10 protein-coding genes and 1 pseudogene are annotated in these 15,618 nt (G+C 62.8%); 7 read left to right on the plus strand and 4 right to left on the minus strand.

All coding sequences use genetic code 11. From position 1 onward, the window contains the following. Positions 1-16 precede the first annotated feature (16 nt). Positions 17-652: a type II secretion system protein N gene (locus tag AAEQ75_RS21795; protein ID WP_343350468.1), complete on the plus strand. Its 636-nt coding sequence runs from the start codon at positions 17-19 to the stop codon at positions 650-652. 4 nt (positions 653-656) lie between these two features. Next, positions 657-2,594 carry a type II secretion system secretin GspD gene (gene gspD / locus AAEQ75_RS21800; protein WP_343350469.1) on the plus strand — a complete coding sequence of 646 codons (1,938 nt, stop codon included), beginning with the start codon at positions 657-659 and terminating at the stop codon, positions 2,592-2,594. A 125-nt stretch (positions 2,595-2,719) separates the two neighbouring features. Here gspD and AAEQ75_RS21805 read toward each other — a convergent pair whose 3' ends face one another. Continuing rightward, entirely contained in the window at positions 2,720-4,420 is a 1,701-nt protein-coding gene (locus tag AAEQ75_RS21805) for an amidase (RefSeq protein WP_343350470.1), read from the minus strand. Between the two features lie 215 nt (positions 4,421-4,635). Here AAEQ75_RS21805 and AAEQ75_RS21810 point away from each other — a divergent pair, with 215 nt between their 5' ends. After that, positions 4,636-5,001 (plus strand): DUF7079 family protein, encoded by a 366-nt coding sequence (locus AAEQ75_RS21810; protein ID WP_343350471.1) that lies wholly within the window; start codon positions 4,636-4,638, stop codon positions 4,999-5,001. A 111-nt stretch (positions 5,002-5,112) separates the two neighbouring features. Beyond that, entirely contained in the window at positions 5,113-5,502 is a 390-nt protein-coding gene (locus tag AAEQ75_RS21815) for a GFA family protein (protein ID WP_343350472.1), read from the plus strand. Between the two features lie 6 nt (positions 5,503-5,508). Here AAEQ75_RS21815 and AAEQ75_RS21820 read toward each other — a convergent pair whose 3' ends face one another. After that, a complete protein-coding gene (locus AAEQ75_RS21820) occupies positions 5,509-6,213 on the minus strand; it encodes a class I SAM-dependent methyltransferase (protein WP_343350473.1) in 705 nt (234 codons plus the stop codon). A gap of 156 nt (positions 6,214-6,369) precedes the next feature. On the opposite strand from AAEQ75_RS21820, the gene AAEQ75_RS21825 reads away from it, so the two are divergent. Both AAEQ75_RS21825 and AAEQ75_RS21830 read left to right on the plus strand, forming a co-directional pair. Beyond that, on the plus strand, positions 6,370-7,431 hold the full coding sequence (locus AAEQ75_RS21825; RefSeq protein WP_343352468.1) for an AI-2E family transporter: 1,062 nt from the start codon (positions 6,370-6,372) through the stop codon (positions 7,429-7,431). Positions 7,432-8,733: 1,302 nt separating this feature from the next. After that, positions 8,734-9,834 (plus strand): annotated as a pseudogene (locus AAEQ75_RS21830) (diguanylate cyclase domain-containing protein). A gap of 165 nt (positions 9,835-9,999) precedes the next feature. On the opposite strand, the gene AAEQ75_RS21835 reads toward AAEQ75_RS21830, so the two are convergent. Next, positions 10,000-11,673: a sensor domain-containing diguanylate cyclase gene (locus AAEQ75_RS21835; RefSeq protein ID WP_343350474.1), complete on the minus strand. Its 1,674-nt coding sequence runs from the start codon at positions 11,671-11,673 to the stop codon at positions 10,000-10,002. 328 nt (positions 11,674-12,001) lie between these two features. Here AAEQ75_RS21835 and AAEQ75_RS21840 point away from each other — a divergent pair, with 328 nt between their 5' ends. Beyond that, entirely contained in the window at positions 12,002-14,053 is a 2,052-nt protein-coding gene (locus tag AAEQ75_RS21840; RefSeq protein ID WP_343350475.1) for a TonB-dependent receptor, read from the plus strand. Positions 14,054-14,309: 256 nt separating this feature from the next. Here AAEQ75_RS21840 and AAEQ75_RS21845 read toward each other — a convergent pair whose 3' ends face one another. Next, on the minus strand, positions 14,310-15,449 hold the full coding sequence (locus tag AAEQ75_RS21845; RefSeq protein ID WP_343350476.1) for a DUF1624 domain-containing protein: 1,140 nt from the start codon (positions 15,447-15,449) through the stop codon (positions 14,310-14,312). Positions 15,450-15,618: the final 169 nt, after the last annotated feature.

A 15,618-nucleotide genomic window follows, 5' to 3' on the forward strand; every position in this document is an offset into this window, starting at 1 on the left:
AGTGATGCTTTTGCCCATGTCGGCCCTTTCCCAGCGGCTCAAGGACAATGCCCCGAGCCTGATCGGCATGCTCGTGCTGATCGCCCTGAGCGTCAGCCTGGCCTGGCAGAGCGCCGAACTGCTGCGCCTGGTGCGCGGCCCCGTGCAGCAAGCGCCCAGCCAGAGCAAGCCCAGCCCCGAACAACGCGCGCAGGCGCCCATCGACCAGCTGTTCGGCACGCCACGCCAGGCCGACAGCGGCCCGCCGCCGGCCACCAACCTGCAACTGACGTTACTTGGCAGCTTCGTGCACAGCGACCCGCAACGCTCCAGCGCGATGATCCAGCGTCAGGGCCAGAGCGCCCAGCGTTTTGCCGTAGGCGCGGACGTGGACAACGGCGTGCGCCTGGATGCCGTCTACGCCGACCGCGTAGAGCTGGTGCGCAACGGCCGCCGCGAAAGCCTCACGTTCCCGCGCCCGAGCAGCAGCCAATACAGCTACACCCCGCCGGTTGAAACTGCAGCGCCAGACTCGCTGCAACAGCTCGATCAACTCGACCAGGACAACCTCGAACAACTGCGCCAGCGCATGCAGGCGCTGCGCGAGCAGATGGAAGCCTCCGGCACCCAGCCTGTGGAAACGCCCCCTGATCAGCCCATGGAAAGCGACTGAACCGATGCATTTCTTCCGTAGCCGACTGACCCTCGCCCTCCTCGCCGCCGGCCTGGCCACCGCACCGCTGCCCCTGCTCGCGCAGATCCAGCAGGTGCCGGCCAGCGCCAACCAGCAGGAAGAAAGCTGGACCATCAACCTCAAGGGCGCGGACATCCGCGAGTTCGTCGACCAGATCGCCAGCATCACCGGGCAGACGTTCGTCGTCGACCCACGCGTGAAAGGCCAGGTCAACGTGGTGTCGAGCACGCCGCTGGGGCTGTCCGAGGTCTACCAGCTGTTCCTCTCGGTCATGGCCACCCACGGTTTCAGCGTGCTGACCCAAGGCGACCAGGCGCGCATCGTGCCCAACGCCGAGGCCAAGGCTGAAGCCGATGCCGGCCGTCCGGCGCCGGATCGCCTGGAAACCCGCCTGATCCAGGTGCAGCACGCGCCCGTGGCGGAGCTGATCCCGCTGATTCGCCCGCTGGTGCCGCAATACGGCCACCTGGCCGCCGTCACCTCGGCCAACGCGCTGATCATCAGCGACCGCAGCGCCAACATCGCCCGCATCGAAGACCTGATGCGCCAGCTCGACCAGAGCGGCGCGCAGGACTTCAGTGTGGTCACCCTGCAGAACGCCTGGGTGATGGACGCAGCCGAGGTGCTCAACACCGCCATCGCCCGTGGCCAGGCCAAGGGAACCAGCGCTACCCAGGTGGTGGCCGATGCGCGCACCAACCGCTTGATCCTGCTCGGCCCGCCGGACGCCCGCGCCAAGCTCGCCGACCTCGCCCGGTCACTGGATACGCCCACCAGCCGCTCGGCCAACACACGGGTGATTCGCCTGCGTCACAACGACGCCAAGTCCCTGGCCGAAACCCTCGGAGAAATCTCCGAAGGCCTGAAGAACCAGCAGAACGGCGAAACCACCGGCAAGCAGTCGAACATCCTCATCCGCGCCGACGAGAGCCTCAACGCCCTGGTGCTGCTGGCCGAACCAGACCTGGTGGCCACTCTCGAAGACATCGTGCGTCAGCTCGATGTACCGCGTGCGCAGGTGATGGTCGAGGCGGCCATCGTCGAGATTTCCGGCGACATCACCGATGCTGTCGGCGTGCAGTGGGCAGTAGACGCACGCGGCAGTACCGGTGGCCTGGGTGGAGTGAATTTCGGTGGCACCGGCCTGTCGGTCGGCACCGTGCTGCAGATTCTGCAGGATGGCGAAATTCCCGACGGCACCACCCTGCCCGACGGCGCCATCATCGGCATCGGCAGCGACCGCTTCGGCGCGCTGATCACTGCTTTGTCGGCCAACAGCAAGAGCAACCTGCTGTCCACGCCGAGCCTGCTGACCCTGGACAACCAGAAGGCGGAAATCCTCGTCGGCCAGAACGTGCCGTTCCAGACCGGCTCTTACACCACCGACGCCTCCGGTGCCGGCAACCCCTTCACCACCATCGAGCGCCAGGACATCGGCGTTACCCTCAAGGTCACGCCGCACATCAATGAAGGCGCCACCCTGCGCCTGGAGATCGAGCAGGAAATCTCCTCCCTCGCTCCCAGCACCGGGCTCAACGCCCAGGCGGTCGACCTGGTGACCAACAAGCGCTCGATCAAGAGCACCATCCTCGCCGACGACGGCCAGGTGATCGTGCTCGGTGGCCTGATTCAGGACGACGTCACCCAGGCCACCTCCAAGGTCCCGCTGCTCGGTGACATTCCGCTGATTGGCGGGCTGTTCCGCTCGACCCGTGACTCGCACATCAAGCGCAACCTGATGGTGTTCCTGCGGCCCACCGTGGTACGTGACGGCGCCGGCCTGGCTGCGCTGTCCGGCAAGAAGTACAGCGACATCCGCATCCTCGGCGATGGCAGCAACGGCCGTCCAAGCATCCTGCCCAGCACCCCGGACCAGCTGTTCGACGGCCAAGGCGCACCGGCGGTGGATTTGCGAGAGTAAAGATCGGGCGCTGGGTGCAACACGCTGAATCGTGGAGCGCCACAAACTGTGGGAGGCGCCTTAGCGGCGACGATCTCTGCACTAGTCGCGGCTAAAGCCCCTCCCACGGGGGCCGCTGGGTCACCTCACAACGCTGGCGTACGCGGTGGCACCAGGCGTTTGCTGCCGGTCGCCTCATAGGCTGCCGCCAGTTGCAGCAACACCGAGTCGTCATAGGCACGGCCGGCGAAAGTCAGGCCCACTGGCATGCCGATATCGGCCATCACGCCCATCGGCACGGTGACGGTCGGCACGCCCAGGTGACGGATCGCCAGGTTGCCGTTGGCCACCCACACACCGTTGCTCCAGGCAATATCGGCGGAGGCCGGGTTCACATCGGCATCCGCCGGGCCAACGTCGGCCACGGTGGGGAACAGCACAGCGTCCAGCCCCAGTTGATCCATCCAATCTTCCAGATCGATCTTGCGAGTGTGCTCCAGGCCGCGCAGGCCGTCGGGCAGCGTGGCGATCTGGTCCCAAGGTTTGATGCCGCGCTTGGCCATGTTGACGTATTCGTCCATGCCCGCCGCCAGATCGCCCTCGCGATTCGGCAGCGTGCCGGGGTCGTGCGGGAAGATCTGCGGGCCATCGACATCGGCTAAACGATTGAGCTTGGGATCGCCATTGGCCTGCAGGAAATCGTCGAAGGCCCAGCCACTCAGTTCCCACAGCTCATCGTGCAGGAACTCTGGCGTGACAATGCCGCGATTGAACACGGTCGGCGCACCGGGGCGATCCCCCTCGCAGTTGGACACCAGCGGGAAGTCGACTTCCACCACCTCGGCGCCGGCCACTTCCAGCGCCTGGCGCGCTGCTTCCCACAGGGCGATCACCGTCGGCCGGGTGTGAATGCGCTGGCCGGTCGGGCCACCGATGCCCGGGTTCTCGCTGGTGCCGGCGGCTTCGTCCTTGTTGATGAACATCTTCGGCACACCCAGGCGCTTGCCCTTGAGCGTATCGGCCTTGGCCGCCAGCGCCAGGTAGGACGCGGGACGCACCTCGGAGGCTTTCGGGATCGGCACCCAGGGCTGCAAACGCCACAGGTCGCCACGGCTGTCGGCATCGTCGGCCACCACCACATCGAGCACTTCCAGCAGATCGGCCATGGTCCGGGCGTAAGGCACGACCACGTCCATGGTCGGTGTCAGCGGCCAGTTGCCGCGTACCGAGATCACCCCGCGCGACGGCGTGTAGGCGCACAGGCCGTTGTTCGACGCCGGACCACGCCCGCTAGACCAGGTTTCCTCGGCCAGGCCGAAGGCGGAGAAGCTGGCAGCGGTCGCCGTGCCGGCGCCGTTGGACGAGCCCGAGGCGAACGGCGCCGTCAGGTAATCGGCGTTGTACGGGCTTTCGGCACGGCCATAGACGCCGCGCTGTATGCCGCCATTGGCCATCGGCGGCATGTTGGTCTTGCCCAGGCAGATGGCGCCGGCCGCGCGCAGGCGCTCGACGGTGAAGGCATCACGCTGCGCCACCAGATCCTTGAACGCCGGGCTGCCAGAGGCCGCCGTCAGGCCCTTGACCAGGTAGCTGTCCTTGGCGGTGTAGGGAATGCCATCGAGCGGGCTCAGCGTCTCGCCGCGAGCGCGGCGTGCATCGGAGGCCTCGGCCTCTTTCAGTGCATCGGGGTTGCGCACCACCACCGCGTTGAGCCGGGTCGGCGTGTCCACGCCGTCATAGGCGTCGATACGTGCCAGGTAGGCCTTGACCAGTTCGACCGCCGTGGTGCGGCCGGACTCCAGCGCGGCGCGCAGCTCGGCAATGGAAACTTCGGTTACCTCGATCATGGTGTCATCACTCGCAGATAGCGGGCCGCGTCTACGGCCACGGATACGAAAACAGCGTGTGCACGGCCGACGCTCATGGGCAGATTCAGTCATGCAACCATGTGCCCGATGATACATCCCACCAGGCCTTCGCAGCAGCCCGCGCCAATGGCCAGGACGCGAGCCAGCCATTACAGTCTCGCCACCGATTACGCTGCATTGGGCAGAACAGGCTTATGACCCGCGAAGAACGCATTCATCTGTGGTCGGCGCTGTCGGACGTATTCGTCGACACCGAAGTCGACTACGGATACATCGCCCGCCAGGTGGCAGGTTTCGACCGCGCCACAGTACAAGCCGCCTTCTACCAGGACGTCGCGCCTGCGTGCTACTCCAACATGCTCGCGCCCACCCCACCGATCTGGACAGGCTTCGACAGCGCCTCGCTCAGCGCAACCATCGAGCAAACCCAGGCGGCGCGACAGAGCTCCACCCTGCGCCGCCTGCGCGACCGACTCTTCATCGCCTACCTGCGCCGCGCCCTGAAAACGGAATGGGCGAAGATCGAGCAGGAGCTGGATCGCAGCCTTACAAAACCGTAGGAGCTCGCTGGCGGGCGATGCTCTTCTCAGGATCGCCCGCCAGCGGACTCCTACAGAATAAGCCACCTGCTATGTTCTCAGTCCCTGCACACGAAACAGGAGAACATCGCCATGCCCAACCTCACCGGCGGCTGCCTCTGCGGCCAGGTGCGTTTCGAAACCAGCGGCCAGCCTTATCGGGTCGGCGTGTGCCACTGCATGGATTGCCGCAAACACCACGGCGCCCTCTTCCACACCTCGGCGATATTCCCGCAGGACGCGGTGACGGTAGAGGGCGAAACCGGCCAGTACGCCGGCCGCCACTTCTGCCCGCGCTGCGGCTCGCCGGTGTTCGCGCGCTCGGGGGATGAAGTCGAAGTGAACGTCGGCTCGCTGGATGAACCGAACCAGTTCACCCCCACCTACGAGCTCTGGACCATCCGCCGCGAAGCCTGGCTACCACCCTTACCCTTTGACCGCCACTACCCACGCGACCGCGACAGCAGCACACGCCACGAGTAGAGCCACTCAAGCATCGGCTTCTCGCCGGCTTACCCAGCCGTGCATCAGCCCGGCCTGGAAGAACTGCACCGGCGCCTCGAAACCAGCGGCCTGGATGATGCCCGCCACCTGCTGCGCCGGTAGCACCGCCACATCGCGAGCGTAGGCTGCACGCACACGCTCCAGCATCTGCGCATCGACCCCGGCCGCTGACATCAACGTCATCCAGCCTGGCAGCAATACCTCATAGGCCGGCGACTGGATATCCGCTGCCAGGTCGACACTGGCCAGTAGCCCGACGGGTTTCAGGCGCTGTGCGATCTGGCCGAAGAACCCGGTACGCACCGCGGGTTCGAGTAGGAACTGCGACACCAGAAAACAGGTAGCGCCGTCATAGACCGCCCCAGGCGCCAGCGTATCCAGATAGCCCTCGTGAAAGTCGCAGCGCTGGGCAAAGCCGCCGTGCTCCGCGCGCTGACGGCATACCTCGAGCATCGCCCCGGACGGGTCGAGCGCGGTGAATCGCCAGCCCGGAAAGCGCTCGGCCAGGTGCGCGATTTCCGCCCCCGTGCCGGTGCCCACGCACAGTATCCGCGCGTCGGCCGGCAGGTCGATGAACAGCGCATCGAGCAGCAAATACAGCGTCTCACGAATCGGCGCCATCCCCGCCCATTGCTTGTCGTAGCCCGCTGCCTGCTGATCGAACAGCGCCTTGATTTCCTCGTCACGCATGACCATGCCTCCGTCTCGAATGATCCCCTCACGCCTTCCAGTATCCCAGAGCTGTCAATCCCCCCAGCGCGCGACTACAAGCCCAATCCAACTTTGTGGGCACTTTGCCAGAACATCAGGGGACTAAGTGGCATGTCCCTTCCAAGCAAACCCAATATGCAGAGCCCGACCTTCGAACAGAAAGCCTTCATCCTCCTGCTCGTACTGGTGACCATCGCCTTCTTCTGGATACTGCTGCCGTTCTACGGCGCGGTGTTCTGGGCCATGGTCCTGGCCGTGGTGTTCGCACCGTTGCAGGAGCGCCTGCTGCGGCGCACTGGCGGCAGAGGCAACCTGGCCGCCCTGCTGACGCTGATCATCTGCTTGCTGGTGGCGATTCTGCCGGTGATCTTCATCACCTCCGCCGTGGTGGCCGAAGGCACCGCCCTGTACCAGAAGCTCGAATCGGGCGAGCTGGATACCGGCGCCTACGTCACCAGCTTCATCCAGATGCTGCCGCCGTCGATCCAGGAACAGCTCGACCGCGTCGGCATAAGCAACCTCGAAGGCCTGCGCGAACAGATCTCCAAGGGCGCCATGGCCGGCAGCCAATACCTGGCGACCAAGGTGTTCGCCATCGGCCAGGGCACCTTCGAGTTCTTCATCGGCTTCTTCGTGATGCTCTACCTGCTGTTCTTCCTGCTGCGTGACGGCAAGGATCTGGTGCATAGAATCCGAGGCGCCATCCCGCTGGCCGACACCACCAAACGCCGCCTGCAGATCAAATTCACCCGCGTGGTGCGCGCCACGGTGAAAGGCAACGTGGTGGTCGCTGCCGTACAGGGCGCGCTCGGTGGCTTCATCTTCTGGGCGCTGGGCCTCTATAGCCCACTGCTGTGGGGCGTGCTGATGGCGTTTCTATCACTGCTGCCGGCAGCCGGTGCTGGCATCATCTGGGCACCGGTGGCCATCTACCTGATGCTTAGTGGCAGCATGGTGCAAGGCATCATCCTCACCGCCTTCGGCGTGCTAGTGATCGGTCTGGTGGACAACATCCTGCGCCCCATTCTGGTCGGCAAGGACACCCGCATGCCCGACTACCTGATCCTCATCTCCACCCTCGGCGGTCTCTCGCTGCTGGGCCTCAACGGCTTCGTGATCGGCCCGCTGGTGGCGGCGCTGTTCGTGGCCAGCTGGAACCTGTTCGGGGCGAAGAAGAAGGTCAGGTTGCCGGCGTGAATCGAGCCCGGTTCATTCCGGGGCTCGAACCCAGAAGGCAATGCGGCAGTTCGCCCTGGCGCGTATTAAGCAAGGTGGTGATAAAAGACCGAGACGCCACTTTGCTATGTCGGCGTATCTGGCTGAGCGCTTCTCAAGCAACGCGCGTGTCGAGCGGATGGAGGGGCTTTCTCATTATTCCTGCCTGTATGCCGCAGCGCCCAGGATTAATCCCGTGACAGGGGGTGGCAATCCAAGCGCTAGCCTCTGTTCGAAAAGGTGATGCTGCGTTAGAAACAGACAGAGCGCCAACCCGGTCGAATGCCCATTTACAGTACGTAAACTCGAGCGCGAGCCCTCTCCGTTCTGCGCCTTTTTTTGCCTGGCTCGACACTTATTCGACGACTTTCCATGCATATACCAGCACGGCGGAGCGCTTCGGCCACTTCAGCTAGCGTAAGATCATCTTTGCCTTATGCACTAACGAATACATCGTTGCCCTGCGCAGAGCACTGGCGTACGTCAACCTGCGGTAGTTTGCCAAAGACGAAGTAGAGCTGTACGCCGAACGTATCTGCGACAAACAGCCGCTAGCCTGCACGCTCGGATTAACGCCCTGCTATGAGTAGAGGTACTCTTTACCAGCTGCGCAGGTTTGACCCCGGAATCAAAGGCTACGCGTCTGCCTATACTGGTTGCAGCGACCTGAGCAGCATCGCGCCATTGATCGCCTGCGCGCGGGATGAGGCACATAGACCCGGATTGTCGAACGACTGGTAAGCCATGCCGATCAGCACTGTACCTCACAAGCGCTTCACTACTTATCTCTACACCATGCTCGGCGTCGTGCTGCTGCTCGGCCTGGCTTTCGTAGTGCTTTTACGCGAACAACTCCGGTATCAGGAACCTATCCAGCAACGCGAGCTGTCCCTGCATCTGGCCGAGGAACTGCGCCAATCGTCGACAGACCTGGCACGTCTGGTGCGTAGTTATGTGATCACGGGCGATATTCACTATCGCGAATACTTCGACAGTGTCGTGGCCATTCGTGATGGCCTACAACCACGTCCTGCCGACTACCACCTAGCCTATTGGGAACTGAAAGTCCTGGAAAACAATGGCTTTATGCCAGCCCGCAAGGAAACGGGAGAAACCATCGCCCTGCTCGAGCTGATGCGCCGAACCGGTTTTACCGAAGTAGAGCTGAGCAAACTGGTGGAAGCCAAGCGGCATTCAGATGAGCTAGTCGCGATCGAGAGGCAGGCCATGCAGCTGGCTGATCGCGAACCACGCCAACCGAGCAACCGGGATAAAGCCCTGTGGATGCTGGCCGACTATAACTTCATCGAGCTCAAAGCGAAGGTTATGCAGCCGATCATCGACGCTCAGCAAATGGTCATCTCACGCACACAAAATGCGGTAGACATAGCCAAGCAGCGCCTGTCTATCGCGACCTCTTTCCTGTTCGTCATGAGCGGTACACTGGTGCTGCTCATTCTGCTGCTGGGCAGGGAGATTCGACGCCTGATCGGCTGCTCGGTGCAGGACCTGCAAAGCACCCTGACCCGCCTCGGTCAGGGTGATTTTCTGACGCCCATCAAAGCACAGGACCAGAACAGCGTACTTGGCTGGATCGCGCACACCCAGCGTCAACTGGCCTCGCTCAACCTCAAGCATTTCAAGGCCATCATCGAGTCTTCCGATGACGCCATCATCAGTAAGAACACAGAAAGCATCATCGCCAGTTGGAATACAGGGGCGGAACGCATGTTCGGTTACAACGCCGAAGATATGATCGGCACCTCCATTCGTCGCCTGATCCCGCAGGAGCGAGAGCTGGAGGAAGACGAGATTCTCGAGAAAATCACTCGTGGCCAGAAGGTTGAGCACTTTCATACCCAACGCCTGCATCGCGACGGTCATTTGATCGACCTGTCCGTGAGCATTTCTCCGATCTATAACGAACATGGCCATGTGATCGGCGCATCGAAGATCGCCCGCGACATCTCACGTGCCAAAGCGGCGGAAGCCGAAATTCATCGTCTGGCGTTTTACGACACGCTCGGCCATGAAGCGGGCGACACGCTGCTCGAAGAAGTCGCCAGACGCTTGCTGGAAGCCGTGCGCAAAACCGATATAGCGGCGCGCCTGGGAGGCGATGAGTTCGTCCTGCTGATCAACCTGCACCAATTGCCGCAAGCCAGCACGCAATGACTGCGCACAGTGGTGGAAAAACTCAGAAAGAGCATCGCGTCCCCCTACTCGATCCAGGGCACCTCGCACACCTGCACCACCAGTATCGGTGGCGTAATCTACAGCGGCCAGGATTGCTCGGCGGTGACGCTGCTAAGCCAAGCCGATCATGCGATGTATCAGGCCAAGCGCAAGGGTAAGAACCAGTTCTATCTCTATGATGGCAACTGATGTTGCGAGCTTTATGAATTTGCGTTGATGTTAAATGGGCCGGCGCCCCAAATTACCTACCTGCGCTGTAGTGAGGCGTGCGGGGGTGTTGGCATCACGACTGCCATCATCTGCACATCCATGATCCTCGAACGCATGTTCAGCGACAGCCTGAGCCAGCCCGCGTCAGTGATGCTCGATGCGATTGCGCCCGCCGCGCTTGGCGCAATACAGGGCGATATCGCTACGTGACAGCGCGGCCTCGACGCTGGCATCGCTGGCGTTGAGCGAGGAAATGCCAACGCTGACGGCGAGGAAGATCGGCTCCCCGGCGTGCATGATCGGCGCCTTGGCCAGTTCGTTCTGGATGCGCGTAGCGAAGTGCATGGCCTGGTCCAGATCCGCCTCGCTGAGCACCACGGCGAACTCTTCGCCACCCAGGCGCCCGGCGGTGTCGGTCTTGCGCAACTGGGTGCAGAGAATCGCCGCGAAGTGACGCAGGGCCTGGTCGCCGACGTTGTGGCCCCAGCGGTCGTTGATGGTCTTGAAGTAGTCCAGGTCGAACATCAGGATCGCCGCGCTCTGCTCGGGGCTGCGCTGCAGGCGCGCCAGTTCGGCTTCGAGCTGGCGCATGAAGTGCCGACGATTGGCGAGCTGGGTAAGGAAGTCGGTGGTGGCGAAGGCCTGCAGCTCGGCTTCGATCTGCTTGCGTTCGGTGACGTCAGTCATGAAGCCATGCCAGATCACGCTGCCGTCTTCTTCGCGGCGCGGGCAGGCTTCGCCCTGGCACCAGGCGATTTCACGCCCCGGTACCTGCACGCGAAACTCCAGATACCAGTCCGTCAGTTCTTCGGCCGATAGTTGCAGGGAGTCGATGAAGGCCATGCGGTCGTCCGGATGGACGATGGCCGTCAGCGCCTGAGCGTCCTGCATCAGTTGTATCGCACTGAGCCCGCAGATGGCTTGCGCGCCGGCGCTGACGTAGGTGAAGGCAGAGGTGCCGTCGGCCTGCCGGCGGAACTGGAAGACCATGCCGGGGATTTCATTGGTCAGGTCGGTCATCAGGGCCGCAGTCTGCTGCACCTGATCGGACAGGCGGCGCATGGCGGTGATGTCGGTGGTGGTGCCAATCATGCGCAGCGGTTTGCCGTGCATGTCGCGCTCGACCACCTTACCGCGGCTGCATACCCATTTGTACTGGCCGTCGCGGCAACGCAGGCGGTGCTCGACTTCATAGGCGTCAGTGCGCTGATCCAGATGCGCCTGGATGGTAGCGCGCACGTAGTTGAGGTCAGCCGGGTGCACGCGGGTATAGCTCTCTTCGATGCGATTGCCGATTTCGTGGTCGGCATAGCCGAGCAGCGCCTTCCAACTGCTGGAGTAATGGATGTCGCCAGTGGTGATGTTGCGGTCCCAAATGCCTGTACCGCTCCCGGCGATGGCCAGTGCCATGCGCCGCTCGCTGGCATGCAGGGCGGCGACTTCATGGCGCTGGCGGGCCTCTTGCGCTTCGCGCGCCAGCAGGTCGAGGGCCAGTGCGGCGAAGTCCTGCAGGGCTTCGTGCTGCTTGGCGTCGAGCGTGCGGGGCGGGTCGAAATGCAGGTAGAGCGTGCCGAGCCTGACGCCCTCTTGCATCAGCAAGGGCCAGACCAGGGAGGTGGGTGAGGTTTCGCGAGTGTCGATGAGCTTCGCCAGACGAGCGTCGCTCAGACCAGGGCTGGCCCATATATGCCGTGCAGCCCCAACGCCGGAGACCAGCGCGGCGGCCGAGTCGAAATAGCGGCTAAGCAGACGCACGAAGCCATCGAGCCGCTCATCATTGGCGCTGGTGGGCGCGTTGACCGAACACAGGGGCTGCATAGTGGTTCTGCTTGGATAGAAACGCGGAAGGCGCCTGATATTGATACGCCATTACTGAGCCGGCGTCTAATCGTTCGTGCACCTAAAGCCACTATTTATCAGCCTTTGCGCCGGATACTCAACCCCCGATCAGTCTGGCCAGGGCCTGCACTGGCTCTGGTTGCGGTTTTTCAGAGTAGCCGTGCGCCTTAAAATTGTTATGATATAACATCTTTAAGATAAATCATTTACCGATACATCCCGCGCTGCTGTCTGGACGTCGCCAGCCGCCCCAGTAGGCCAACGCACACCCCTCCCTCACTTAGAAAACGCAACGCTAGGAATACCCATGAAAGCCACTTCGGCCTCCCTCGCCGTCATGACCGCCCTGGTCACGCCTCAGATTCACGCTGCCTCGTCCGGCAACTCCACCGTTTCGCTCGGGTCGGTCTACGTCACCCCGGAGGCCAGCGGCACGCTACGCACCGACAGCATTCTGTCCTCGGTCGACATCATGAGCAGCGACAAGATCGAGGATAAGAACGTGATGAACAGCTGGGAGCTGGTGGGCCAGATGCCCGGCATCCAGCTGACCGAGACGCGCATGGGCGCCGAGTCCGGCAAGGTGACCTTCCGTGCGTTCAACGGCGAGGGCTACATCAATGGCATCAAGACCCTGATCGATGGCGTGCCGAGCAACGTCAACAGCGGCAACCAGCGCTTCATCGACATGGTCTTCCCGCTGGATCTGGAATACATCGAGGTGGTGCGCGGCACCAATGATCCGCGCTACGGCCTGCATAACATCGGCGGCAACATCAATTTCGTCACCCGCCAGGGCGGCAACTACACCGACGGCCGCCTGACCTACGGCAGCTTCAATACCCGCGAATTCCAGTTGGCCGTAGGCCACGAAGAAGGCAACTTCGCGCAGAACTACTTTCTGGCCAAGCAGGATTCCGACGGTTTCCGCGACAACAGCAACTCCAACAAATATTCCCTGGGCGGCAAATGGTTCGTCACTGATGACGAGCAGACCATGAAGCTCGGCATAGTCGCCCGCCTCTATCACCACCAGGCCGAGGAGCCGGGTTTTCTCACCGCACAGGAGCTGGCCGCGAGCCGCACCCAGTCACCGGAAAAGAACGCCAACGACGGCGACGACCGCGACATGAAGCATCTCAGCGCGCATGCCGATTTCCAGCTCAGCGATGACCTGAGCCTGAGCAACAAGCTGTACTACAACAGCTACGACGATGACCGCACCGTCACCTTCACCAGCTACCCGGTCGGCAATGCCCCGCGTCAGCGCCGCCAGTGGGAAGAGCGCCAGACCGGCGTGCTGAGCAACCTGACCTGGCGCGCCCACGAGATGCTGACCCTCGACGGCGGCATCAACTATGAGCAGCAGAACAACGAATACAGCCGCTACCGCTACAACTTCGGCATCCCCACCGATTTCGACGCGCCGCCGGCGCGTACGCAGAACGACGACAGCTACACGCTGTACAACACCGGCGCCTATGCCCAGGCGATCATCCAGCCCATCGAGCAGCTGAAGATCATCCCGGCGTACCGCGTCGACAAGTTCTCCGGTAATACCGAGCTGATGAACGGCGAGAAGGCCGAGCTGCAGGACTACGGCTGGATCGAACAGCCCAAGCTCAGCGTGGTGTACAGCATCACCCCGGACATCAACGTCTACGCCAACTGGGGGCGTACCTTCCAGATCCTTACCGGCTCCACCGCACCGGCCTACATGACCGCCGGCCAGGCCTCGTACAAACCGTCGATCAACACCGGCAAGGAAGTGGGGGTGAAGTTCAAGCCGTTCGCCGGCTCGGAAGCGCGCATCGCCGTGTGGCAACAGGAGGCCACCGACGAAGTGGCCAACATGCCCAGCACCGGCACCACCGTCGGCCTGGGTGAAACCAAGCGTCGTGGCATCGACATGCAGCTCACCGCACAGCTGAACGATCAGTGGACGGTGTGGGGTTCGCACGCCATCCAGGAAGCCAAGGTGGTCAGCGCCTTCACCGCTGGCGGGCAGTCGCTGGCGGGCAAGGAGGTGTTCTCCACGCCGCGCTACATCAGCAATGCCGGGGTCGACTACCAGTTCAACGACGCCTGGCGCTTCGGCCTGTCGGCCCGCGCCCAGGGCGACTACTACATCGACGAGCTGAACCAGCAAGGCAAGTACGGCGGCTTCGCGGTGCTCGATGCCAACGTGCGCTATCAGGTATCGGCCACCACCAGCCTCGACCTGCAGATGAAGAACCTGACCGACCGCGACTACGAGTACGTATGGTTCGACAACTTCTTCTGGGGCGGCGATGACCAGCCGATGTTCTCCCCTGCTCCAGGCCGCTCGGCCTATCTGTCGGTGAACATGAAACTCTAAGCCGCCCGGCTGCAACCTGGCCTGCAGGAGCTCGAAAACGGACTCCTGCACGCACAACATGGTGTGACCAGCGAACGTAGGGTGCGCCGTGCGCACCGCCAGGGCACCTCGACAGCATCGGTTGCACACGGCGCAAATCATCAATGAAAAGGCCAGGGACGAACCCTGGCCTTTTTGCGTTCAAGGGGCTGACGGTCAGCACCGGCGTGGTGACGGCTTGCCCCGGTGCGCGCGGCGCACCCTACGACAGAGGTTCCTAGAGGTACTTCAACCAGCGAATGTCGCGGCGCCGCGCCTTCAGCCGGGCGAACCACTGCGTGGGCGCAAACAGCACGAGCGTCAGCAGCACGGTCGCAGCCCAGACCCACCCCATCGAATCGAAGCCGAAGTAGTGCCCCTGGTTCGCGCCCCAGATAGCCAGGGCGGCGATGTAGAGCAGCTTCAGCACGTACAGGTGCAGCAGGTAGAAGAACATCGGCGCACTACCGAATACCGCCAGGGTAGGCACCAGGCGCCCGTCGTTGCGGCGCTCGAAGGCTGCCAGCAGCAGCAGGCCGATACCCAGCGTCAACGCCAGGAACAGCAGCGAAGGCGGATACTTGGAGATATTGAACAAGCCCATCAGCGTTTGCAGCGCGGTTTCTTCAACGACCCAGGGCTTCTCGCCATAGCCGTTGAGCAGGCGCAGCAGAACGAACAGCGCCAGCGCAGCGAAACCAACTCGACGCAGCCATTGCAGGCGTTGCTCGGGCGCGCTCGCGCCGCGAAACCACGGGCCGATCACATAACCCAGGGCGATCACCCCGATCCACGGCAGCACCGGGTACGACGTGCGCAGCCGCAACGTGTCGGAAAACTCAAGCCAGCCGCGGTCATGCAGGATCGCCCAGGGAATGTGCAGCGCCGACTCTGGGCCGAAGTGCAGCCCATCGAGCAGATTGTGCCCCGCCACCAACGCCAGACCCAGCACGGCCAACAGCGTGCGCGGCAGCCATAGAAGCGCAGCGAGCGCCAGCATGCTCAGGCCGATAGCCCAGATCACCTGCAGGTAGATCACCGTGGGCGGGAACTGGAAGGTCCAGGCGAAGTTGACCAGGGTGAACTCCAGCACCACCAGGAACAGCCCGCGCTTGAACAGAAAGGCGCTGGTCGCCGCACGGCTCATCTGCTTCTCGCCATAGAGAAACGCCGAAAGCCCGGTGAGCAGAATGAATACCGGCGCGCACAGATGCGCCAAGGTACGGCTGAAGAACAGCGCAGGCTCGGTGACGGTCACATCCATCGGGTCGCCGACCTGCTGATGCAGGTAGAAGGTTTCGCGAACGTGATCGAGCAGCATGAAGAGGATGACCAAGCCGCGCAGGGCATCGATCGAAAGCAGACGATTGGAGGGCATGTAAGGCTTCGAGTAGTACGTGATTGAAACGTAATACTATAACTAATATCAGGCACAACGGCGCCACGGCCACAAGGATTCACAGCGACCGAGCGCACGCACCCAAGCTGAACGAAGGCGGCCGAAAAAAGTCGGAAAAGCTGAACACTCGCCACGGAGGCCCCGCCCC

The sequence above is a fragment of the Pseudomonas sediminis genome (genome assembly GCF_039555755.1).
Lineage (GTDB): Bacteria > Pseudomonadota > Gammaproteobacteria > Pseudomonadales > Pseudomonadaceae > Aquipseudomonas > Aquipseudomonas mendocina_D.

Coding starts and splice junctions, on each gene's coding strand:
- AAEQ75_RS21795 (WP_343350468.1), top strand. CDS start 17: ATGTCGGCCCTTTCCCAGCGGCTCAAGGACAATGCCCCGAGCCTGATC.
- gspD (WP_343350469.1), top strand. CDS start 657: ATGCATTTCTTCCGTAGCCGACTGACCCTCGCCCTCCTCGCCGCCGGC.
- AAEQ75_RS21805 (WP_343350470.1), bottom strand. CDS start 4,420: ATGATCGAGGTAACCGAAGTTTCCATTGCCGAGCTGCGCGCCGCGCTG.
- AAEQ75_RS21810 (WP_343350471.1), top strand. CDS start 4,636: ATGACCCGCGAAGAACGCATTCATCTGTGGTCGGCGCTGTCGGACGTA.
- AAEQ75_RS21815 (WP_343350472.1), top strand. CDS start 5,113: ATGCCCAACCTCACCGGCGGCTGCCTCTGCGGCCAGGTGCGTTTCGAA.
- AAEQ75_RS21820 (WP_343350473.1), bottom strand. CDS start 6,213: ATGCGTGACGAGGAAATCAAGGCGCTGTTCGATCAGCAGGCAGCGGGC.
- AAEQ75_RS21825 (WP_343352468.1), top strand. CDS start 6,370: ATGCAGAGCCCGACCTTCGAACAGAAAGCCTTCATCCTCCTGCTCGTA.
- AAEQ75_RS21835 (WP_343350474.1), bottom strand. CDS start 11,673: ATGCAGCCCCTGTGTTCGGTCAACGCGCCCACCAGCGCCAATGATGAG.
- AAEQ75_RS21840 (WP_343350475.1), top strand. CDS start 12,002: ATGAAAGCCACTTCGGCCTCCCTCGCCGTCATGACCGCCCTGGTCACG.
- AAEQ75_RS21845 (WP_343350476.1), bottom strand. CDS start 15,449: ATGCCCTCCAATCGTCTGCTTTCGATCGATGCCCTGCGCGGCTTGGTC.